The sequence below is a fragment of the Novosphingobium album (ex Liu et al. 2023) genome (assembly GCF_029076845.1).
Taxonomy (GTDB): Bacteria; Pseudomonadota; Alphaproteobacteria; order Sphingomonadales; family Sphingomonadaceae; genus Novosphingobium.
In genome coordinates, this window is record NZ_JARESE010000007.1 from 40451 (window position 1) to 61705 (window position 21255).

Sequence of the window (21255 nt, forward strand, 5' to 3'; positions counted from 1 at the left end):
GAAAGCTTCCGTTCATCAAGGCTTGAGGATCAGGCGAATGCCATAGGCCACGGCGCCGAGCGCGCCGATGCTTATCGCCCAGATCGCAGCGAACCAGCAAAGTCGTTTCCAAAGCGGGCCGGGCGGCTCAGTGATATCCCGCTTCATCCACTTTCCCCCGGAACACCCAATAGGCCCAGCCGGTATAGGCCAGGATCACCGGCACCATGATGCCAGCGCCGACCAGCATGAAGATCTGGCTGCGTTCGGGCGCGGCGGCTTCCCAGATGGAGACGCGGCCGGGGATCACGTCCGGCCAGATCGAGATGGCAAGCCCTACCATCGACAGGCCGAACAGCAGCAGGGCGAGGAAGAAGGGCATCCAGTCCCGTCCCCCATTCTGCACCTTGCCGATCGCGCGCCAGGCGAGGAAGCCGATGATCGCGACCAGCAGCGGCATCTGCGCGGTCGCCAGCACCCCGGGCCACTCGAACCAGCGTTGATGATATTGCGCTTCGAGAAAGGAGGTCGCCAGACTGACCAGCCCGATCGCGACCAGCAGCGCGGGCAGCAGCGCCTTCGCCATGCCCCGTGCTTGGGCCTGAAGCGGCCCTTGTGTCTTCCAGATCAGCCAGCACGCGCCGAGCAGCGCATAGCCGATGAGCAGGCTGACGCCGGTCAGCAGCGAGAATGGCGTCAGCCATTCCCACCAGCCGCCGCCATAAGCGCGCCCTTTCACCGTGATGCCTTGCAGCAGCGCGCCGAGCGTGATCCCCTGTGCCAGCGTGGCGACGACCGAACCGCCGCAGAAGGCGATGTCCCACAGACGGCGATGACCGGGATCGCGCCAGCGGAACTCGAACGCGACGCCTCGAAAGACAAGGCCGAGCAGCATGGCGACGATCGGCGCATAGAGCGCGGGCAGCACGATGGCATAAGCGAGCGGGAAGGCAGCCATCAGCCCGCCGCCACCTAGCACGAGCCACGTCTCGTTGCCGTCCCACACGGGTGCCACGCTGTTCATCGCGGTGTTGCGTTCCGGGCCGACGCGGAAGCGCGGGAACAGGATGCCGATGCCGAGATCGAACCCGTCCATGACGACATAGGCGGCGACCGCGAAGGCGATGATCCCGGCCCAGATGATGGTGAGATCGATCATGGCCTGCCTCCCTCGATCGCGGGCGCGGGCGTGATACCGGCGGTCCGCACCGGGCCGTGCGTCGGCACGGCATCTTCATGCGGCTCGGGCGGCTTGCCCATCAGTCTGAGGATATAGACCGCGCCCGCGCCGAACACCGCGAAATAGACGAGGATGAAGGCGAGCAGCGAGGTCGCCACTGCCGGTGCGTCGAGCGGGGCCACCGATTGCGCGGTCCGAAGCTGGCCGTAGATCGTCCAGGGCTGGCGTCCGACTTCCGTCGTCACCCATCCGGCGATCACCGCGACGAAGCCCGATGGTCCCATGACCAGGGCGGCGCGATGCAGCCAGCGCCAATCGTAGAGTTTGCGCCTTGCCCGCGCGGCGAGGCTCCACAGGCCGATGCCCAGCATGGCGAAGCCAAGGCCGACCATGATGCGGAAGGCCCAGAACACCACGCCGACGGGCGGATGCTCATCCTGCGGCACGGTGTCGAGCCCGGCCAGCGGCGCGTTGAGGTCGTGCTTGAGGATCAGCGAGGATGCCTTGGGAATCTCCACCGCATAATCGACGCGTTGCCGCGCGCTGTTGGGTATGCCCAGCAGGATCAGCGGCGCGCCGTTGGGGTGGCTTTGATAATGGCCTTCCATCGCCATCACCTTGGCCGGCTGATGCTCCAGCGTGTTGAGGCCGTGCATGTCGCCAGCGAAGATCTGCACGGGGGCGACCAGCGCCGCCATCCACATCGCCATGGAGAACATCTTGCGCGCGCCCGGATTGGTCCGGTCGCGCAGCAGGTGCCAGGCGCCGACCGCACCGACGACGAAGGCGGTGGTAAGGAAGGCGGCGATCACCGTATGGACCAGCCGATAGGGGAAGCTGGGATTGAAGACGATCGCCCACCAGCTCGGTCCCGGTACGAACTGCCCGTTCGCGGCGATCTCATGGCCGGTGGGCGTCTGCATCCAGCTATTGGCCGACAAGATCCAGAAAGCGGAAATCAGCGTGCCGACCGCCACCGCGCAGGTCGCGGCGAAATGCAGCCGAGGGCCGACCTTGTTGATGCCGAACAGCATCACGCCCAGGAAACCGGCTTCGAGGAAGAAGGCGGTCAGCACCTCATAGGCCATCAGCGGCCCGATGATCGGTCCGGCCTTGTCGGAAAACACCGACCAGTTGGTGCCGAACTGATAGGAGAGGACGATGCCGGAAACCACGCCCATGCCGAAGACAATGGCGAAGATCTTCAGCCAGTAGCGATAGAGATTGGCATAGACGCCCTTGCCCGTCTTCAGCCACAGCCCTTCCAGCACCATCAGGTAGCTTGCCAGCCCGATCGAGAAGGCCGGGAAGATGAAATGGAAGCTCACCGTGAAGGCGAATTGCGCGCGGGCGAGGAACAGCGCATCGAACGATTCGAACATGTCTATGTCCTTTCGGTGCCTGCTCTAGGACGAGCACCAGGGTTGAATATTGGACATTGTGCCTCACCCGTACCTGTGTCGCCGTCCATTTGCACCTGGCCCCCCCGCAAATGCCTAATTCTTGCGAAACACGCTGAACTGAAACTGCTGAATGACCCCAGCCGGCGTGCGGTGTTCATGCCGTTCTTCTGAAAGGAGCGAAAAATCGCTGCCCAATAGGGCCACCAGACTCTCGCTGTCATGGCGCACAACGGGGAGGCCGGAGCAGCGTTCCGGTCCATCAGGCGCGAAGGTGCCGATGATCGCTATCCCGCGCGGCGCGAGTGCATTCCGGAGCGCGTCGACATAGCGCGCTTGATCGTCGGCATCGGTCAGGAAGTGGAATGCGACGCGATCGTGCCATACGTCATATAGCCGATCGGGCGTCCAGCGGGTGATATCCATCGCGATCCAACGGATTTTATCTCCACGACTGGCGAGCCGGGCGCGCGCGATCCGAAGGGATTGGGCGGATAGATCGAGGATTGCGACATCGGTGAAGCCAAGATCGAGGAGCGCATCGGGGAGACGGGAAGCACCGCCGCCAATATCGATGACTGACCCGCGCGCATCTGTCGCTCTTTCGATCAGCCTGACCGACACGCTTGGCGTCTCCTCGAACCAGCTCACGCTATCGTCGGCCTTGGCCGTATAGACATTTTCCCAATGGGATTGCCGGTCGGTCATGGTCTCACTCACGCTCCAACAAACGCGTCGGCGCTACGCCAGAGCATATAGGCGGCGACGGCGAAAATCAGCATCGCGAACACCACAGTCAGTCGCCCGGTTTCCTTGCCGAGACGGCGGGCCAGGCGCGTGCCCGCCAGACTGCCGATGGCTCCGCCGACGATGAACAGGATCGCCAGCGGCCAATCGACCAGCCCGGAAAAGGCATAATTGGCCGCCGTGGCGAGGCCGAAGGCGGTCACAGCGACCAGCGACGTGCCGACCGCGAACAGGATCGGCATTCCTGTCGAGGCGACGAGCCCCGGCACGATCAGGAAGCCGCCTCCAATACCGAAGAAGCCGGAGAACAGGCCCGAACCAAGGCCGTAGCCGAGCACTTTGGGCGCCTTTTCCCGGTTGCATTCGGCGCCGGGATTGCCGGGATCGCCCCGCCCCTTGAGCATCACCGCCCCGACCAGCAGCATGACCAGCGCGAACAGGAACAGCAGCTTCTCGCCATCGACCATCTTCCCGAGGGTCGAGCCACCCAGCGCCCCGATGACGCCCGCGGCCGCGAACATGCCGCCGCAGCGCCATTTGACATTATGGGCGTGGGCATGTTGGACAAGGCCCGTCACAGCATTGGCCGCTACCGCCAGCGCGCTGGTGCCGATCGCGACATGGGCGTTGGGCACGCCGACCAGATAGACCATCAGCGGCACAGCCAGGATCGACCCGCCGCCGCCGACCAGCCCCAGGCTGAACCCGACGAGCGAGCCCGAAAGGATGCCGAGCAGATACTGGATCGGCTCGAGCGTCACGGCGTCTGTCCGATCGGGCTGGGGCCAGCGAGCCATTCGCGGCCCTTGAGCATGCCATGCCAGTAAATCGGCGGCAGCATTCGATCCTTGAGGAACCAGGCGAGGCGCGTCGGCTTGCGGCCATCGAGCAGCCAGTTGGGGAAGCTCGGCAGGAGCTTGCCACCATAGCCGAACTCGGCCAGCACGATCCGGCCGCGCTCGACGGTGAGCGGGCAGGAGCCATAGCCGTCATAGCCCGCCACGGGATTTTTGCCGTCAAGCGCGGCGATGACGTTCACCGCGACCACCGGGGCCTGCTTGCGCGCGGCGGCCGCGGTCTTGGCGTTGCTGGCGGCGATGACATCGCCCAGCGCGAACAGGTTGGGCCATATGGGATGGCGCAGCGTCGCGGGATCGACCGCGACGAAGCCGCTTTCATCGGCGATCGGGCTTGCCGCCACGAAATCTGGCGCCACCTGCGGCGGAACAACGTGGAGCATGTCGAACGGGCGCTCGACCACTGTTTTCTCGCCATCGCCGCCCTGCTCGAAGCGGGCGATCCGGGCGTCGCCGTCCACGCCGACAAGTTTCGATCCGGGTCGAAAATCGATGCCGTAGCGCTCGATATAGGTCATCAGCGCGGGCACATAATCGGCCACGCCGAACAGGACGGGGCCGGCGCTATGGAACTCGACCTCGATCCCTTCGAGCAACCCGCGCTGCTCCCAGTCATGGCAGGAGAGATACATCGCCTTCTGCGGCGCGCCGGCGCATTTGATCGGCATGGGCGGCTGCGTGAACAGCGCGCGGCCTTGCGCCATCTTGCGCACCAGCTCGTGCGTATAGGGCGCGAGATCGTAGCGATAGTTGGAGGTGACGCCGTTCCGACCAATGGTTTCGGAAAGGCCCGGAATGGCTCCCCAATCCAACTTCAGGCCCGGGGCGACGACGAGCGCGTGGTAGGCAATCGCCGTGCCATCGGCGAGTGTCACGCTGTTGCTGTCGGGCTGGAAGGCTCGCACGGCCTGCCTGATCCACCGAGCCTTGCGGGGCATCACCTCGGCCATCGCCCGGCGGGTGGCTCGCGGCTGGAACACGCCCGCGCCCACCAGCGTCCAGCCCGGCTGATAATAATGCACGTCCGACGGCTCGATGATCGCGATCGACAGATCGGCCTGGCGCTTGAGCAGGCTGGCGGCGCAGGCGATGCCCGCGCTGCCGCCGCCGACGATCACCACATCATAGGTTGCTGCTGCATCGCTGCCCAGCGCCAAGGCGGCGGCGTGCATCGCGGTAGAGCGTCCGCCGGACCGGCAAAAGGCGAGAACGGGTTTGGGAAGCCGGGCCAGCGCGGCCTGCATCGCGCGAGCGTCGGTCGGGGCGATGTCGGGATTGGTGACCGGCAAATGTTCGAAGATAAGGCCATGCGACTGCGCCACGCGTGCAAGGGTGGCCGCGTCCGGCTGTCCTGGCTCCTCACCATCGGGACGATTGGAGATGATGGACCGGAAGCCGGCGGCCACCACAGCGGGCATGTCTTCCGGCCCGATCTGGGGCGATACCGAGAAATTGGCGGATACGGGTGTGATCTTTTGCATGGGGCTTCTCCGCTGGTGTCAGCGCCCTGCCGCCCAGAGGCGGTGGAGCAGAATCCCTGCGATCATCGCGGCGAGGAACGGCAGGACTGCAAATGGCGCGAGCGCAAGATTGGCGATGGCCGGGCCGGGGCAAAGGCCGGCGATGCCCCAGCCGATGCCGAACAGCAGCGCGCCCACGGCCAGCGGCGCGTCGATGCGTCTGGTGCCCGGCAAGGCGAAGGCGTCGCCGGACAGGGCGCGAGGCAGGCGGCGCTGGATGAGCCATGCAAGCGCCATCGGCATTATGGCTCCGGCCATGACAAAGGCGAGCGTCGGGTCCCATGCCCCGAACAGATCGAGAAAGGCGCGGATACGCGCGGGATCGGTCATGCCGGACAAGGCAAGACCCGCGCCGAAGATCGTGCCGGCGAGCAAGGCGATGAGACCGCGCATGTCAGGTCCATCCCAGGGCGCGCATCGCCGCCACGGTCGCGAACCCCGCGGCCATAAACAGCGCCGTCGCCGTCATGGAGCGGAGCGACAGGCGCGACAGGCCGCATACGCCATGGCCACTGGTGCAGCCGCTGCCGAGCCGCGTGCCGAAACCGACCAGCAAGCCGCCGACGACGAGGACGACCACAGAGGACGGAAAAGTGATGGAAACCGGCCGAACCACAGCCACCAATGCCCCACCGAGTGGCAGGCCGAGAATGAAGGCCAGTGCGATAGCGCGCGAATCCATGCCGCTGCCGAGGCCGATGGCGCGCGCGGCAAGACCGCTGACGCCCGCAATCCGGCCCAACCCCAGCAGCATGACCGCGCCGGCAAGGCCGATCAGAAGCCCGCCGAGGAACCCCATGCCAGGCATTGCTCCGGGAAACAGCGTCCTCACAGCGCGTCCAGCGGGATTTTGAGATAGCGCGTGCCGTTGCCTTCCGGCTCGGGCAGATGGCCGCCACGCATGTTCACCTGGATCGACGGCAGGATCAGCTTCGGCATTTCCAGCGTCGCGTCGCGTGCCTCGCGCATGGCGACGAAGCCCTCCTCATCGATGCCGTCATGGACATGGACATTGCCGGCGCGCTGTTCCGCGACCGTGGTTTCCCAGCGATAGTCGTCGCGGCCCGGCGCCTTGTAGTCGTGGCACAGGAACAGGCGGGTTGCGGCGGGAAGAGTCAGCAGGCGGCGGATCGAGCGATAAAGCGTGCGTGCGTCGCCGCCCGGAAAATCGGCGCGCGCCGTGCCATAGTCCGGCATGAACAGCGTATCGCCGGTAAACGTCGCGTCGCCGATCACATAGGCGAGATCGGCCGGCGTATGCCCCGGCACATGCAGCACGGTCGCCTTGAGGTTGCCGATCGTGAATTGGTCGCCATCCTCGAACAGGTGGTCGAACTGCGACCCATCGCGCGCGAACTCGGTCCCTTCGTTGAACAGCTTCCCGAAGGTCGCTTGCACGGTCAGGATCGCCTTGCCGATGGCGAGCTCCCCGCCGAGCTTCTCTTGAAGATACGGGGCGGCCGACAGGTGATCGGCATGGGCGTGCGTTTCCAGCAGCCATTCCACCTTCAAGCCTTGTTCGCGCACATAGGCGATGATCGCATCCGCCGATCCGAAAGCGGTGCGGCCAGCAGCGGCATCATAGTCCAGCACGCTATCAATGATCGCCGCGTGATGCGTTTCGGGATCGTGAACGACATAGCTTGCCGTATTGGTGGCTTCGTCAAAGAAGGACCGGATTTGCGGCACGCCCTTGCGGGCTTCGCTGATTTGCTGCGCTGCGCGCCTGATCGCTTCGTCCATGGCTTATTCCTTGGATTTCGTAATTACAGAACTATGTAAGTATGTAAGCTCATTGCGTCAAGACGTGCGAGATGCCAAGGATGAAACCATGACGACGCCGGACGAACCTCTTCCCTCTCTGCGACTTGGCGATGTCGCGCCCGATTTCGAGGCCAGGACCACCAAAGGGTCGTTGCGCCTGTCCTCGCTGCGCGGGAAATGGGTGGTGTTCTTTTCACACCCCGCCGATTTCACGCCGGTCTGCACCACCGAATTCGTCGGCCTCGCCAAGGCGCAGGGTCGCTTCGAGGAGCTGGGCGGCGTGCTGCTCGGCCTGTCGGTGGACAGCCTCTATTCGCATCTTGCCTGGCTCAAGGCGATCCGCGACCTGTTCGACGTGGAGATCGGCTTCCCGGTGGTCGAAGACCCGTCGATGGCGATCGGCAGGGCTTATGGCATGATTGGCGAGGACGCTCGGGACAGCGCCGGTGTCCGGGCAACCTATTTCATCGATCCAGACGGCGTGATCCGTGCGATCACCCATTACCCTATGAATGTCGGGCGTTCCGTGGAGGAAATGCTGCGCATGCTCGCCGCGCTCCAAGCCGCGCATGCAGGCGATCGCCTCGCGCCCGAAGGATGGCGCGCCGGGGCGCCGCTGTTGCTGCCACCGTCGGAAGACACGGATGGGGCCGACTGGTTCTGCCGGAGCGCGCCGTGACGGCGCTCCATGCCGCCCGCGAGCTGGCGGACGCGGCGGCGGAAAAGCTCAAGGCTTACGCGCAGCCCCAGCGCCTGATGATCCTGTCGTTGCTGCTGGAGCAGGGCGAGCAACCGGTTTCGGCGATCGATGAAGCAACCGGCATCGGCCAGCCCGCGCTCAGTCAGCAACTCGCCGAACTTCGCCGATCGGGCCTTGTAAGCACGCGCAAGCAGGCACGGCAGGTTTATTACAGCCTTGCCGATAGCGGGACAGAGCTTTGCGTGCGCGGCATCGAAGCCGTGTTCGGGGCGGGTGATTTGTCCGGCTTGTCGAGTAACCCCGTCAATAGGGACCTATCCGGCGAGACGCCGGAGGGGGCGCAGGGCGCAGCGCATTTTGCGCGTATTCTCAGTGGCTGACTGAACCCATCGTTTCGGCGACATGCTAGTTTGCCAGGTGAGCGAAGCGCTGCCGATCATCTGACGGCACGTCGATCGTGCAGACTATGCAATGGGATCCCGACGCCCGATCATTTCATTCCGCTGCTCTTTACGGCGGGGTTGGCCGCTACCCGAGACAGCCCGCCCGACCTGACCAATCGTGGTCGGTTGGATCGCCGCGTTGGGCGTACAGACTTCTAAACCGCCACTTATGACACTTTACCCGCCGGCAAAGTGTCACAGGAGACAAATGTCGCCCGGCGGGAATAAGGGGATTCACTTTTCGTTCTACCTGTGCATGATTCTGCCATGCTCCAGACCCGCCTCATCGCCGATCCTGACAGCAGGCCGTTCGACATGCCCCGCCTTGTGGAGCTACTCTCGCAAAACTCCTCGCGGCCTCGCTATGCCTACATGGTTCTTGATCTCATCGCGAAGATCGCAAACCCCGATGGAAGCGCGGGTCCGCTCGTGGTCCACGATGGCAAGGCCATCTCAATTCGGGACTGGCTGTGCGATGCGCTTGTGCCGATGGCAAACAGCTATCCCCGGCGGATGGCGCTGGCCGCTCGGGTGCGAGAGGAAATGAAGCGGGCAGGGGGTTTGCCCGCTGACCCTGCCCAGGCAGACCAAGACATCGAGTCCGAAATCCGCGCGAGAATTCGGGCGTCCGGCAAGACGAATGTGAGCCGTGCCGTATCCGATCTCGTTCGGGCAGGTATTCTACATCGCCACTATCAAGGCTATCGGGTCGATCACCACAATCGCGGCGCACAGCGCCAGGCGGTCTACACGCTTTCGCCCACCGCCCGGAAGCTGCTGCTGACAGATCGGGCGCGCTCGGCACCGCCGCAGACGCCGCGGCAGGGCTCTCTGGCCTTCGGCTGAGCGGCGGGATCGCGCTGTCCCCAGAGCCTTGTCCGGGAACGGCGCTGTCCGCGATCAGGGGTTCAGCTCGCCCTTCGGCGCCGTAAGCCCGAGCTTGGGCGATGCCTTGATCGTCATCGCCTCGCCGGTCGCCGAATTGCGACTTTGCGCGCACCGCTTTCCTTGACCTTGAAATCGCTCAGGAGGTGAAGAACTGCTGCGTCCCGTGAGCCTCGATCGCCTCGGCCAGACGACCCAGCGCATGCACATAGGCGGCGCTTCGCAGGGTGATCTCGTGGGCGCCCGCGCGATCCCAGATGGCGCGGCCTTCGGCTTCCATGCTGGCCTTGAGCCGCTCGTGAATCTCGCTGATCGTCCAGTAGTAGCCCTGCCGGTTCTGAACCCATTCGAAGTAGGATACCGTGACTCCGCCCGCGTTCGCCAGGATATCGGGAAGGACAGCGATCCCCTTGGCATTCAACAACTCGTCTGCCTCGGGGGTCACCGGCCCATTGGCGAGTTCGACGATGACCCTGGCTTTGACCGCTTCCGCGTTGCCGGCGTGGATCAGGTTTTCCAGCGCGGCCGGCACGAGGACGTCGCAGTCGATGCCGACGATCTCGTCGGGCGCGATTGCCGCGATGCCGTCCGATCCGGCGAGGCTTTCCAGCCCCGCGGACTGTTTCGCGGCAACCAACCGTTCGAAGGAAAGCCCCGTGTCCGAATGAATGCCGTGACGGGAATCCGAGACGGCGACGATCTTGTAGCCGACTTCGCTCAGGAGCCGCGCGATATGGCTGCCGGCATTGCCGAACCCCTGAATGGCGACGCGCGAACCGGGCCCGACGCCAAGCGCCTGCTCGAGATGCCGCAGGAGGTAGAAGCCGCCGCGCGCCGTCGCATCGTCCCGCCCTAGCGAACCGCCGAGCGCGATCGGCTTGCCCGTAATCACCGCTGGCGATACCCGCCCGACGATCGAGGCATATTCGTCGGCCATCCAGCCCATGATCATCGCATTGGTGTAGACGTCGGGCGCCGGGATATCCCGATCAGGGCCGATGATCCCCGAAAAAGCCTGCATATAGGCCCGCGAGAGACGCTCCAACTCGGCTTTGGAAAGCTTGCGCGGATCGACCTGCACGGCGCCCTTGCCGCCGCCATAGGGCAGGTTCATCACCGCGCACTTGAAGGTCATCCAGAATGCGAGGGTCTCCACCTCATCCGCCGTCGCGTCGGGATGGAACCGGATGCCTCCCTTCGTCGGGCCACGTGTGTCGTCATAGCGACAGCGCCAGGCCATGAACGACTTGCGCGAGCCGTCATCCATCCGGATCAGCAGCCGCGTCTTCGCCGTCTCGCGCGGATATTTCAGCTTTTCCAGGACATCGGGGTCGAGCTTGAGATGACAGGCGGCATCGTCGAGCCGGGTCAGCGCCTGATCGAGCATGGATGCGCTCATAGAGTCTCCTTATTGTGATGGCGGGTGACGCATTCAGCCGTTTCGGGCCGCTTGCGACACCTCCACGATCTTGAGTGCACGTTCATGCCCGTCGCGGTCGGGCCACAGGATCGACTGGCCTTCGCGCAGCCCGATGAGACCGGCGCCAACCGGCGTCAGGATCGAGATCCTCCCCGCCGAGATGTCTGCGTCTCGCGGGTAGGTGAGTTCATAGCTGTATTCCTTGCGGCTCGCCTCGTCGATGAATCGGACCTTGGCGTGCATCGTCACGACATTGGCCGGAATCGTGCGGGCCGAATGGGTCTTTGCGCGCGCGATCTCGTTCAGCAGCATTTCGCTCACTTGCGGCACGCGGTCTTCCGCCGCCATCGCCAGATCGGTCAATGCATCGGCTTCGGTATCAATCATCTGGATGGGCGGCCGCCGGCTCGCCTTGGTGCTCGTCATGACTTTCTCTTTCGGGGGTGGACGGCCGGCCACAACGGGACCCGCACTCGTCTGCATGTGGTCGATTTTATGCCCCGAGCTCGGGGCAAGGCGCACCGTAACCCGGGGCTACATGCCCGTGAGAAGCTGCCCCCCGTGGTGGCGAAAGCGAAAATGGCGGCGCCGATTCTGCATCGAACCATGATGTCGAGAGCCCCGGCCCAAGTCAAATAGGAGATTCCCGTAGCGGTCTGGCAGTGCCCTGGATCGCGCGGCGGGCGATCGCGGAACTGACGATCAGATCTTTTGGTGCGCCGTTCGCAGAACGGCCGAAATGCGCTCTGTAGCGCACGCGTTCAGCCTCATGCGTCGGTGCCGAGGCTCCATCCGGCCGGATGTTGCGCAGTGGCGCCGGCGGGTATCGGCCGGAACCGCGCGCGCGATGCGCCGCCCCTCAAACAAGAGAAGCGGCAGCAGGGTTCAGCTCGCTGTGACGACCAATGAGGGCGCCAACGACAAGCGCGCCGTGTCTCGCTCGCGGGCTTCGAACAAGAGGATTCCGGTGGGGTCTTCCTCACCTGCTGCGCGGCGGAAATCGAACCCTTTCCTCGGAGCGGGGAGCCCGTGTTACGCGATCGCTTCGGCATCCTCGCGGATCTGACGTTCGCTTCTGATGTTGCTCACCGGATCATCCACGAGGATCACGAACTTGGCACCCTTGTAGTAGATATCGGGTCGGTGCCACGCCTTGGTCACGACCGCGAAGGTGCCGTCGATCTCGATCTCTTCTCCGGGGCTTGGCGACCGTGCGAAATGAAAAGCTCCCCAGGAAGCCGCGGAACGGCTGTCTCGGCCCGCCAATACATCGATCAGCATATCATACTCCTCTCACTTTCCAGGGGCGGTTGTCGGCGTGGGATAGTGCCACGGCTCGCCGCGGCCGAGCGCCGCGCCATATTGCCGCTCGGCGAAACGCCAGTTCGCGAGCTTGTTCCACCAGGAGGCCAGCCAGGTGGCGCGATCCTGGCGGTAGTCGATGTAGTAGGCGTGTTCCCACACATCGCATGCCAGAAGCGCCGTCACGCCATCCTCGGCAATCGGGGTTGCCGCATCATGGGTCGAGATCACCTCCAGCTTGTCGTGCTTTGCGATCAGCCAGACCCAGCCTGAGCCGAAGTGGCCCGCTCCCTCGGCCGCGAACCGCTGGCCCAGGCCATCGAGACTGCCGAAGGCTGCCGAGATCGCGTCCGCGAGCGGACCGGAGGGTTGCGATGGCTTCGCGGCCATGCTTTCCCAGAAGAAGCTGTGATTCCAGGCCTGGGCGGCATTGTTGAAGAGGCCCTTTGCCCCGCTGCGTTGCGCGACGCGAATGATCTCCTCGAGCGTGTGGGCCGTGAAGTTCTGCTCGGCGAGCAGCCGGTTGAGCGTCTCCACGTAGCGTGCGTGATGCTTGCCATGATGGATTTCCAGGGTTTCCGCCGACAGGACCGGTTCAAGATCCTTCAAGCCATAGGGCAGGGGCGGTAGTGCGAAGACAAGGCTCCCGCTGTCGAGCTGCGCTCGTGTCTCGTTGGTGCGTGGGTCAGCCATAGCAGGTCTCCTTGGATGCAAATGAATGGGGCATACGTTCCGGCCGGAACGTGATCACCAGCGCATCACGCCAGGCTGGCACGCCTTGCTCTCTCGCGGTCACCGCGCTGACGCTGTGCCGCAGCCGCCTATCGTCGAGAACGAGCGCTTGCAGCGGGCGCTTGAGTGAAAGTTCCGCGACGAACCTGTGCTCCTCTGACAGCATCGTCACGCCGCCCCGGACGTTGCGCCTGCCGATCAGCACCATCAGCACAGCAGTGACACCGTCCCGGTGGCGACCTTCGGGCGTCGGTTGACCAGAGCCGTGTGTTGCATCGATCCGAAACTGATGGAGTTCCGCATGCCAGCGATGCTCTGTCCAGCCCGTGAGGGCGTTGGCAAACTCCTCACCGATCTGTAGCAACCCCCTCGTCAGACCATGGTCGCCAATCACCGTCTCGACGGGGGAGAACCATCGTGCGATCCCGCCATTCAGCCGGTTGTGCGCGCAGCTCTGGAAATGTGGTTGGTGCGGTTTTCGCGCGATCGTGCCGCCGTTGACCGCAAAGGCCGCAAACCGGCGGCGGCGATAACGACCGCCATCGCCCATCCAGCAGTCACGGTCGAGGCGATCCCAACTGTCGGCGAACCTTACCCAGTCCGCCAGCGAGGTCGCCACAAGCGGAGCGCCCCAATCGGCAGGAGAGATGCTCGCATAACCATGGTGCCGAAGATGCTCGACAAACTGACTCGAATGATAGCCGCTCAGGGTTCCGCAGGCCCGCGTGCCACGGGTGAGGGGAAAGGGTGGTGTCTCCCCGGGCTCAATCCGCATGAGATATCTCGGCCAGTCTTGCATCGAGCGCCGCGATGCACAGCGCAATTGCTTCGATCGGATGGAGGCCGATCCATTCCCCGAGCTCGCCCATGACGATCGGTCCCCGCGGGCCGGTCTCTATCCAGCACCCCTGGGGCACCAGCGTCGCCGCCGCCCGGCGTGTCGCGGTATAGAGCAGCGCCCGAACATGGCTGCCGTCACCCTGCCGCCAAACGCCGGGGCCAACGGGATTCAGCTGTCGGAGCGCGGGAAACACAGCCAGCGCGATCCGAGCGTCTATCTCGCGGCTTGGCGCGCCGGCGTCCCGGCATGCAGCGACCGCCTTGTCCAGATGGGTCCGTTCGCTGCCGGCGACTTCCAAGACACGGACCGGGCTCATCTCGCAACTGCCGCGGCGCTGACCATCGGTGCGTCGGACAGCCTGCCGCTTACAGGGGCACAGACAGGCTGCAGCAAGCCGTCCCCGATCGCGTAGACCCAGCCGTGAAGCGTCAGGGACGCGCGCCGCTCCCATGCCTGCATGACGAGCGGATTGACGGCGAGTGCCGTCACCTGAGCCAGGATATTGCGTTCACAGAGACAATCGGCGTCGGTCTCCTGCGCGTTGCCGCCCGCGCGATGAAGCGCGCGAACCGGCGCCAGCCACGCGCCGATTGCATCCTCTCTATCCTGGGTCATCGCGGACTGAATGCCGCCACATCCATAGTGGCCGACGACGATGATATGCTCGACCCTCAGGACATCGACCGCGAATTGCAGCGCCGCCAGGAAGTTCGGATCCGCCGCGCTCGCAAGGTTCGCGACATTGCGGTGGACGAACATCTCGCCCGGATCGAGGTCGACGATCTCCGTCGCAGGCACCCGGCTGTCCGAACAGCCGATCCAGAAGTAGCGCGGACGCTGCTGTCCGACCAGTCGCTTGAAGAAGCCGGGGTCGCCGACGGTTTTTGCTTCGGCCCATGCGCGGTTGCGGGTGAACAGCGAGGCGAGGCCGGTATCGCCTCGCTCGGCAATGGCGGCCTGTCTCTCGCCGTTTTCCCCGGGCTGTGTCATTATGCGGAAGCCTGAAGGTCGACCACCCGCAAATAGGGTTTGAGCGTCTTGTAGCCTTGCGGGAACTGTCTCGAGGCCTCTTCGTCCGACAGTTTCGGCGAGATCACCACGGGTTCGCCGGGCGTCCAGTTGACCGGGGTGGCGATGCTGCGGGCATCGGTCAACTGGAGGCTGTCGATCGCGCGGAGAATTTCGGCGAAGTTCCGCCCCGTCGAGGGCGGGTAGGTGAGAATCAGACGAACCTTGCGCGCCGGATCGATGACGAAGACCGAGCGCACCGTGACCGTGGGATCACTCTCGGGATGGATCATATCGTAAAGCGTCGAGACCCTGCCATCGGGATCCGCGATCATCGGGAAGTCGAGCTTGGCGCCCTGGGTCTCTTCAATATCGAGCTCCCATTTGTGATGTGCTTCGACCGGGTCCACCGAAAGCCCGATCGGCTTCACGTTGCGCTTGTCCCATTCCGGTCGAAGCTTGGCCACTTCGCCAAGCTCGGTGGTGCAGACCGGGGTGAAGTTCTTGGGATGGCTGAACAAGACACCCCAGCTTCCATCGAGCCAGTCGTGGAAGTTGATACGACCGTGCGTGCTGTCCTGTTCGAAATCGGGGGCGATCTGCCCGAGTTGAATGGTCATGGGAGTTCCTTCATGCTGCGCCATCAATGTGGGGCAGCAAGGTTCATCAAACAAACGAATGTTATGAATGCTTGTCGGCAAAATAATTGTTTTATGTCAGGGTGTGTCCCGCGGCGTCAGCCGGGCAATCGTGAAGATCGCTATGGGCATGGCGATCAGCACCATGGCGTTGCCGTCCTCCTCGCTGACGAGTCCATTGCGATTGAGCAGCCACACGAAGAGGCGGATCGTCGCGAGAGCCATGCCGGTCGCAAATATAAGATAAAGACCGGAAGACGGCGGCTTTGGCATGCGTTGCCGCGGGTCATCGTCTTCGTTCGACCTCACGGTTTTTTGGGCCGCGAGGAAGGCGATTTCCGCTTTACGCCGGCTTCTTCGTCCGTTTGTGGACTTTCGTGAGGCGGCCACACCGCAATGAAATCGAGCGGGGGCGGCACTTCCGTCCGGCGGTTGTGCGCATTGCGATGGGTCTGCCGCTCCATGTCCATCGCCAGGAGAACGCCGACGCATACCGCCACCACGAAGATCATGATGGCAAGGATCGCCTCGCTGCTGATCATCCCGGAATCGTGAAAGGCGTAGAGCATGGCGCCGACGCCGAGAACGATCAGGCCAAGCGCCAGGCCGACCTTCCAGAAATCGGTCTTCGACGGTGCCGGTGGCTCCGGGCGGATTGGTCCCAGCGGCTTCATGTCACGATCGGCCCATTATCCGGGCCCGAGGTCAATGATGGCTCGACCATGCGGTCCCTCCTTGTGCGTAGAGCATCCACCCGTTATTATCCAGCAAGCAAATGAATATTATTGGATGTTGAGCGTAAGGAATTTGAGGAATGGACATCAGCGTCGCACGCACGTTCCTGGAGGTCGTCAAGACCGGCAGCTTCGTCAGTGCGGCCGCCAACCTCAATTTGACCCAGACCGCGGTCAGCGCCCGGATCCGCGTGCTTGAAGATCAGCTCGATCGTCCCGTCTTCATCCGCAACAAGGCAGGTGCGAAGCTCACCCCGGCCGGCGATCAGTTCTTTCGCTTCGCGACGACGCTAGTCCAGGTCTGGGACCGGGCGAGGCGCGCTGTCGCCTTGCCGCCGGGGCGCGAGACGGTGGTGACGGTCGGCGCCGAACTCAGTCTCTGGAGCCCGCTGCTGCGGCACTGGCTGCTGTGGATGCGCCGCGAGTGCCCCGAGATCGCCGTCAGCACCCAGATCGATACGTCCGAACGGCTCATGGAACAGGTTCAGGACGGCGCGCTCGACGTTGCCGTGCTCTATGCAGCGCCGAGCCGGCCGGGTGTCATCGCCGAGCTGCTGTTCGAGGAGAAGCTCGTTCTCATCAGGACGACACCGACCAACAAGCCACTCGCTCCTGAGGACCATGTCCAGATCGATTGGGGTGAGGAATTCGCCGCAAGCTACCATGCCGCTTTCCCGGACCAGCCCAATGCGGTGGTTTCGATCGGCTATGGGCCGCTTGCCCTCGACTATATCCTCGCGACCGGAGGCAGCGGCTATTTCCGCAAGGGGTTCGTCCGCTCCTATCTCGAGGAGGGGCGTCTCGCCCTCGTTCCGGGGAGTCCTGAGTTTTCCTACTCGGCCTACGTCGTCCATTCGACGAAGGCCGATGCAGGCGTGATGGACCGCATTCGCGCCGGCCTCAGGGCGGCGGCTGCGATCTCGGCATGACGAACGAGCCGTCCTCGCCGGTCTGCTACGCTGGGGACGCGGACGATGTCTATATGGGCTATGCGTCGCGGGACGAGATCCTCGCGAGCCTCAACGCGCTGCTGGAGGCCGAGCGGGCCGGTGCGCGCGTGGCGCTGGCGAGCGCCAGAGCCAAGGGCGACTCCGCCTATCGCGAACTGATGCTGGCGGTGCGCGCCGACGAGGCGCGCTGGTGCGCGATGCTCTCGCGGCAGATCAAAAGGCTCGGCGGCACCCCGTCGCGCAAGACCGGCAGCTTCCACGCCAAGGCGCTGGCCATTGCCGACCGCTTCGACCGACTCGCCTTTCTCAACCGAGGGCAGGCCTGGGTCGTGAGGCAACTCGAAACCTTGATGCCCCGCGTGCGCGACGACGCCTTGCATGCCGATCTGGCGGAGATGCTGGAAAGCCATCGCGGCAATATCGACCGTGCATCTGCGGTTCTGGAGGCAAATCCGGCCTCAGAGCGGGAATGAGCATCCGCAAATGGCAATGCTCGAACAGCCAATCGGCGCAAATTGCCAACCGCCTTGAGCGCCGCGCGGCGAGACGCTATAGAGCATTTAGAATGCATGTATTCTCGCGATCAGCGAGATAGGCTATCCGGACGTTTGCCCATGACCGCATCGAACACCGCGACACCCAGGCTTGCCGAAGCACCTCCTCCCGGTTGGCAGTCGCGATATGATGCGATCTTTGATGCCGCCCTGGCAAAGCTTCACGGCGAGGGCCGCTACAGGGTCTTCATCGATATCCTGCGGAACAAGGGATCGTTTCCCGACGCCCGCTGCTTTGCCGGTCATAACGGACCCAAGCCGATCACGGTCTGGTGCTCAAACGATTATCTCTCGATGGGGCAGCATCCCAAAGTCATCGCCGCCATGGAAGCGGCCCTCCATGACGTCGGCGCTGGATCGGGCGGGACGCGCAATATCGGTGGCAACACCCACTATCATATCGACCTCGAGGCCGAGCTCGCCGATCTCCACGGCAAGGAGGGAGCACTCCTCTTTACCTCGGGCTACATCTCGAACGAAGCGACGCTGTCGACGCTCGCGAAAGTCCTGCCAGGCTGCGTCATCTTCTCCGACGCGCTCAACCACGCGAGCATGATCGCGGGCATTCGCACCTCCGGATGCGAGAAGAAGGTCTGGCGCCACAACGATCTCGAGCATCTGGAACAGCTCCTCGCCGAGACCGACCCGTCGCTCCCCAAGCTGATCGCGTTTGAAAGCGTTTATTCGATGGACGGGGATATCGCCCCCATTCACGCTATCTGCGATCTCGCCGAGAAATATCATGCGCTCACCTATCTCGACGAAGTGCATGCCGTCGGCATGTACGGTCCCCGCGGCGGAGGGATTTCGGACCGGGAGGACGCCGCAAGGCGCCTCACCGTCATCGAGGGCACACTGGCCAAGGCCATCGGCGTGATGGGCGGTTATATCGCGGCGGACCGCCGTGTGATCGACGTGATCCGCAGCTACGCGCCCGGCTTCATCTTCACGACCTCCCTCTCTCCCGTGCTCGTCGCCGGCGCCCTCGCGAGCATCCGCCACCTCAAATCGTCAAATGTGGAGCGCGACGGGCAACAGGCCGCCGCGGCCATGCTCAAGCGTCTGTTCGCCGAGGCCGGGTTGCCGGTGATGTCGTCGAGCACGCATATCGTCCCGCTCATGGTCGGCGATCCGGTCAAGGCCAAACATGTCAGCGACATCCTGCTCGCCGAGTATGGCGTCTATGTGCAGCCGATCAACTATCCGACCGTCCCCCGAGGAACCGAACGGCTTCGTTTCACACCCGGTCCGACCCACAGTCCCGCGATGATGCGGGAACTCACGAATGCGTTGACGGAAATCTGGCAGCGACTGGACATGCCTTTGGCCGCCTGACGCCAAAATCGGGTTTCCAGCCCAAGGTTTTCAGCTCCGCTGCAAGTCCTGGTCCTCAGGACGTCCCGATACCAAGCGGGGATTCTCGGTTAAGCAGGCGGCGCATTGTGTCCTTGTCCGTCAGGAGATCGGCGACGGTATAGGAATCGAAAACCGCCATCATCGCGCGCATCCCCTCGGCGAGGACGCCGGTAAGCCCGCACGCCGGGGACAGAGTGCAGCCCGAACAATCGGCGAGTTGGAATCCTTCCTCGGTCTTGCGCACGACCTCGCCAACGGTAATGGCATTGGCCGGCCGGGCTAGGCGCATACCTCCTGCGCGTCCGCGCACCGTCTCGATGAAGCCATCGTGGGCCAGCGCATTGACGACCTTCATGAGATGGTTGTGGGATACGTCGTATGTACGGGAGATCTCGCCGATCGAGCAAAGGCGATCGTCGTGCAGCGCCAGATGGATCAGAACCCTGAGCGAATAGTCCGTGTAGCGCGTGAGCCGCACATACATCTCCTGCGATGACGTCGATTGACCAATATACCTGTATCAGGAAGACATGTTAAGGGGATAATCTTGGCGATAGGTTGCCCCTCGCACGCATAGCTTCATTTGAATTCCTTACGTGCATGCTCGAGATGGCCGATGCGGTCTTCGTGCGTCCGTGACCCTGCGCAGCTTTCCAACAAAAATTGTGTTCGAACGACACAATCTATTTCGTTGGTCAATGATCCGCCCTTCGATTACGAATCATTCGACTATAATACATCTTATAGGAAAGCATGATGCCGAACATCACGCGAAGGGATGCGGTGTTGACAGGTCTGGGGGCAGCTGTCGCAGTTCCGGCGTTGGGCGCTGCCGTTTCTCCTTCTCCGGCTCAGGCCGCTCCAGTCCGTCGGCAGGGACGCGCTGGAGCCACGCAGCACAAGTTCGAAATGAATATCGAAGAGACGCGCATCACGCTCGTCGGCAAGCAGTCCTTCCAGACGTTCGCTTTTGGCGGACAGGTGCCCGCACCGCTGTTCCATGTCCGCGAAGGAGATCAGGTCGAAGTTGTCCTCAACAACCTGACTACGCTCCCACATACGATCCACTGGCATGGACTGTTGCAGCGCGGAACATGGGAAATGGACGGGGTTCCCGACATGACCCAGCTCGGCATCCAGCCCGGCGACAGCTTCACCTACAAGTTCGTCGCCGAGCCCGCGGGAACGATGTGGTATCACTGCCATGTCAATGTGAACGAGCATGTCGCGACGCGCGGCATGTGGGGCCCCTTCATCATCGACCCCATCAAGCCGACGCCCCTCGAGCGCGAGGTGACCGGCGATTATATTCTGATGTTTTCCGAATGGGCGTCCGCCTGGGCGGACAAGCTCGGGCAAGGCGGCATGCCCGGCGACGTGTTCGACTATTTCACGATCAACGGAAAATCTTTCCCCGAAACGCAGCCCATTCGGGTCAAGGAAGGCGATGTCATCCGCTTGCGGATGTTCGGCGCGGGCGGAGGCTTCCACGCAATCCACATCCACGGCCACGTATTCCAGATCGCGTTCAAGGACGGACATCCGCTGCCCGCACCGATCAATGCCGACACCGTCCTCGTCGGGCCGGGCGAGCGCTACGACATCATCCTGCGCTGCGATAACCCCGGCCGCTGGATGATCCACGACCACGTCGATAGCCATACGATGAACGGACACACGCCGCATGGCGGGGTCATGACCCTGATCGAATATGACGGCATTCCGCGCGACCAGCCTTGGTATCACTGGGCGCACAAGGAGTTCGTCCCGGACTTCTACTACGAGCAGAGCCTCAAGAAGCCGCATGGAATCTACCCAAACTCCGTCTTCAAGGGTGTCGCAGTCGGCTGAGGAGGCGCCATCATGAAAGTACCAGTCATCGTCGCCGCATGCGCGGGCGCCGCGATCCTGGCCTTTGCGGCTCGTCCGGCAGCGGTCGATGCCCAAGGCGCAAGCCCGGACCTGACTTCGCAATGTGCTTCCTGTCACGCACTCACCAAACCTGCCAACCAGGACCTTGAGCACCTGTGGACGCGCAAAGGTCCGGACCTTTGGTATGCCGGCGACAAATTCAATCGCGATTGGCTCGTGGCCTGGCTGCAAAACCCGACGACGATCCGTCCCGGCGGCGTGCTCTGGTTCAAGCACGCGAAGGCGGGCGATCCGCGGGACACTATCGATGCGGATTCCGACGATCGCGCGCATGTATTGCGATCTGATGCCGCGCAGCGTTCCGATTTGATCG

At 63.6% G+C, this 21255-nt stretch carries 27 protein-coding genes and 1 pseudogene; 8 read left to right on the top strand and 20 right to left on the bottom strand.

Features of this window, described 5'->3' with window-relative positions; all coding sequences use genetic code 11:
• Nucleotides 1-15: 15 nt before the first annotated feature.
• The 9 genes from PYV00_RS02785 to PYV00_RS02825 all read right to left on the bottom strand — a co-directional run bounded on the left by PYV00_RS02785 (nucleotide 16) and on the right by PYV00_RS02825 (nucleotide 7426).
• On the bottom strand, nucleotides 16-147 hold the full coding sequence (locus tag PYV00_RS02785; RefSeq protein ID WP_275226722.1) for a DUF2474 domain-containing protein: 132 nt from the start codon (nucleotides 145-147) through the stop codon (nucleotides 16-18).
• Nucleotides 128-1138 carry a cytochrome d ubiquinol oxidase subunit II gene (cydB, locus tag PYV00_RS02790; protein ID WP_275226723.1) on the bottom strand — a complete coding sequence of 337 codons (1011 nt, stop codon included), beginning with the start codon at nucleotides 1136-1138 and terminating at the stop codon, nucleotides 128-130. Before cydB ends, PYV00_RS02785 begins: the two co-directional genes overlap by 20 nt.
• On the bottom strand, nucleotides 1135-2541 hold the full coding sequence (locus tag PYV00_RS02795) for a cytochrome ubiquinol oxidase subunit I (protein WP_275226724.1): 1407 nt from the start codon (nucleotides 2539-2541) through the stop codon (nucleotides 1135-1137). Before PYV00_RS02795 ends, cydB begins: the two co-directional genes overlap by 4 nt.
• Nucleotides 2542-2655: 114 nt before the next feature.
• Nucleotides 2656-3279: a class I SAM-dependent methyltransferase gene (locus PYV00_RS02800; protein WP_275226725.1), complete on the bottom strand. Its 624-nt coding sequence runs from the start codon at nucleotides 3277-3279 to the stop codon at nucleotides 2656-2658.
• Nucleotides 3276-4103: a sulfite exporter TauE/SafE family protein gene (locus tag PYV00_RS02805; RefSeq protein ID WP_275226726.1), complete on the bottom strand. Its 828-nt coding sequence runs from the start codon at nucleotides 4101-4103 to the stop codon at nucleotides 3276-3278. Before PYV00_RS02805 ends, PYV00_RS02800 begins: the two co-directional genes overlap by 4 nt.
• A complete protein-coding gene (locus PYV00_RS02810) occupies nucleotides 4064-5644 on the bottom strand; it encodes a bifunctional protein tyrosine phosphatase family protein/NAD(P)/FAD-dependent oxidoreductase (RefSeq protein ID WP_275226727.1) in 1581 nt (526 codons plus the stop codon). The genes PYV00_RS02805 and PYV00_RS02810 overlap by 40 nt, the downstream gene beginning before the upstream one ends.
• Before the next feature lie 18 nt (nucleotides 5645-5662).
• On the bottom strand, nucleotides 5663-6076 hold the full coding sequence (locus tag PYV00_RS02815) for a DUF6691 family protein (RefSeq protein ID WP_275226728.1): 414 nt from the start codon (nucleotides 6074-6076) through the stop codon (nucleotides 5663-5665).
• Nucleotide 6077: 1 nt separating this feature from the next.
• Nucleotides 6078-6482, bottom strand: a complete 405-nt coding sequence (locus PYV00_RS02820; RefSeq protein WP_275226729.1) for a YeeE/YedE family protein — start codon at nucleotides 6480-6482, stop codon at nucleotides 6078-6080.
• Nucleotides 6483-6511: 29 nt separating this feature from the next.
• A complete protein-coding gene (locus PYV00_RS02825) occupies nucleotides 6512-7426 on the bottom strand; it encodes an MBL fold metallo-hydrolase (protein WP_275226730.1) in 915 nt (304 codons plus the stop codon).
• 88 nt (nucleotides 7427-7514) lie between these two features.
• Between PYV00_RS02825 and PYV00_RS02830 the strand changes: the two genes are divergently transcribed.
• The 3 genes from PYV00_RS02830 (at nucleotide 7515) to PYV00_RS02840 (ending at nucleotide 9436) form a co-directional block, all read left to right on the top strand.
• Nucleotides 7515-8126 carry a peroxiredoxin gene (locus PYV00_RS02830; protein ID WP_275226731.1) on the top strand — a complete coding sequence of 204 codons (612 nt, stop codon included), beginning with the start codon at nucleotides 7515-7517 and terminating at the stop codon, nucleotides 8124-8126.
• Nucleotides 8123-8527, top strand: a complete 405-nt coding sequence (locus tag PYV00_RS02835) for an ArsR/SmtB family transcription factor (protein ID WP_275226732.1) — start codon at nucleotides 8123-8125, stop codon at nucleotides 8525-8527. Before PYV00_RS02830 ends, PYV00_RS02835 begins: the two co-directional genes overlap by 4 nt.
• A gap of 330 nt (nucleotides 8528-8857) precedes the next feature.
• The gene (locus PYV00_RS02840; RefSeq protein ID WP_275226733.1) at nucleotides 8858-9436 is read left to right on the top strand and encodes a hypothetical protein; all 579 of its coding nucleotides are present in this window, start codon (nucleotides 8858-8860) and stop codon (nucleotides 9434-9436) included.
• A 178-nt stretch (nucleotides 9437-9614) separates the two neighbouring features.
• On the opposite strand, the gene PYV00_RS02845 is transcribed toward PYV00_RS02840, so the two are convergent.
• From PYV00_RS02845 to PYV00_RS02890, 10 genes are all read right to left on the bottom strand, one after another.
• Complete coding sequence (locus PYV00_RS02845) at nucleotides 9615-10874, bottom strand: Glu/Leu/Phe/Val family dehydrogenase (protein WP_275226734.1); 1260 nt, start codon at nucleotides 10872-10874, stop codon at nucleotides 9615-9617.
• A 33-nt stretch (nucleotides 10875-10907) separates the two neighbouring features.
• On the bottom strand, nucleotides 10908-11378 hold the full coding sequence (rnk, locus tag PYV00_RS02850; protein WP_428981603.1) for a nucleoside diphosphate kinase regulator: 471 nt from the start codon (nucleotides 11376-11378) through the stop codon (nucleotides 10908-10910).
• 549 nt (nucleotides 11379-11927) lie between these two features.
• Entirely contained in the window at nucleotides 11928-12176 is a 249-nt protein-coding gene (locus tag PYV00_RS02855) for a hypothetical protein (protein WP_275226735.1), read from the bottom strand.
• 12 nt (nucleotides 12177-12188) lie between these two features.
• A complete protein-coding gene (locus tag PYV00_RS02860) occupies nucleotides 12189-12890 on the bottom strand; it encodes a superoxide dismutase (RefSeq protein ID WP_275226736.1) in 702 nt (233 codons plus the stop codon).
• A complete protein-coding gene (locus PYV00_RS02865; protein WP_275226737.1) occupies nucleotides 12883-13704 on the bottom strand; it encodes a 2OG-Fe dioxygenase family protein in 822 nt (273 codons plus the stop codon). The genes PYV00_RS02860 and PYV00_RS02865 overlap by 8 nt, the downstream gene beginning before the upstream one ends.
• The gene (locus PYV00_RS02870; RefSeq protein ID WP_275226738.1) at nucleotides 13694-14068 is read right to left on the bottom strand and encodes a hypothetical protein; all 375 of its coding nucleotides are present in this window, start codon (nucleotides 14066-14068) and stop codon (nucleotides 13694-13696) included. The genes PYV00_RS02865 and PYV00_RS02870 overlap by 11 nt, the downstream gene beginning before the upstream one ends.
• A gap of 14 nt (nucleotides 14069-14082) precedes the next feature.
• Nucleotides 14083-14760 (bottom strand): carbonic anhydrase, encoded by a 678-nt coding sequence (locus PYV00_RS02875; protein ID WP_275226739.1) that lies wholly within the window; start codon nucleotides 14758-14760, stop codon nucleotides 14083-14085.
• Nucleotides 14760-15398, bottom strand: a complete 639-nt coding sequence (locus PYV00_RS02880; RefSeq protein WP_275226740.1) for a peroxiredoxin — start codon at nucleotides 15396-15398, stop codon at nucleotides 14760-14762. The genes PYV00_RS02875 and PYV00_RS02880 overlap by 1 nt, the downstream gene beginning before the upstream one ends.
• Nucleotides 15399-15494: 96 nt before the next feature.
• Nucleotides 15495-15641, bottom strand: a complete 147-nt coding sequence (locus PYV00_RS02885; protein WP_275226741.1) for a hypothetical protein — start codon at nucleotides 15639-15641, stop codon at nucleotides 15495-15497.
• Nucleotides 15642-15721: 80 nt separating this feature from the next.
• Nucleotides 15722-16090, bottom strand: a complete 369-nt coding sequence (locus PYV00_RS02890; RefSeq protein WP_275226742.1) for a hypothetical protein — start codon at nucleotides 16088-16090, stop codon at nucleotides 15722-15724.
• 140 nt (nucleotides 16091-16230) lie between these two features.
• On the opposite strand from PYV00_RS02890, the gene PYV00_RS02895 reads away from it, so the two are divergent.
• The 3 genes from PYV00_RS02895 to hemA all read left to right on the top strand — a co-directional run bounded on the left by PYV00_RS02895 (nucleotide 16231) and on the right by hemA (nucleotide 18989).
• A complete protein-coding gene (locus PYV00_RS02895; protein WP_275226743.1) occupies nucleotides 16231-17079 on the top strand; it encodes a LysR family transcriptional regulator in 849 nt (282 codons plus the stop codon).
• On the top strand, nucleotides 17076-17573 hold the full coding sequence (locus PYV00_RS02900) for a DUF6306 domain-containing protein (protein ID WP_275226744.1): 498 nt from the start codon (nucleotides 17076-17078) through the stop codon (nucleotides 17571-17573). The genes PYV00_RS02895 and PYV00_RS02900 overlap by 4 nt, the downstream gene beginning before the upstream one ends.
• A 141-nt stretch (nucleotides 17574-17714) precedes the next feature.
• On the top strand, nucleotides 17715-18989 hold the full coding sequence (hemA, locus tag PYV00_RS02905) for a 5-aminolevulinate synthase (RefSeq protein ID WP_275226745.1): 1275 nt from the start codon (nucleotides 17715-17717) through the stop codon (nucleotides 18987-18989).
• 55 nt (nucleotides 18990-19044) lie between these two features.
• Here hemA and PYV00_RS02910 read toward each other — a convergent pair whose 3' ends face one another.
• On the bottom strand, nucleotides 19045-19488 hold the full coding sequence (locus PYV00_RS02910) for an Rrf2 family transcriptional regulator (protein WP_275226746.1): 444 nt from the start codon (nucleotides 19486-19488) through the stop codon (nucleotides 19045-19047).
• A gap of 278 nt (nucleotides 19489-19766) precedes the next feature.
• Here PYV00_RS02910 and PYV00_RS02915 point away from each other — a divergent pair, with 278 nt between their 5' ends.
• On the top strand, nucleotides 19767-20861 hold the full coding sequence (locus PYV00_RS02915; protein ID WP_275226747.1) for a multicopper oxidase domain-containing protein: 1095 nt from the start codon (nucleotides 19767-19769) through the stop codon (nucleotides 20859-20861).
• A gap of 12 nt (nucleotides 20862-20873) precedes the next feature.
• A pseudogene (locus tag PYV00_RS02920) lies at nucleotides 20874-21255 on the top strand (c-type cytochrome); the annotation flags it as partial.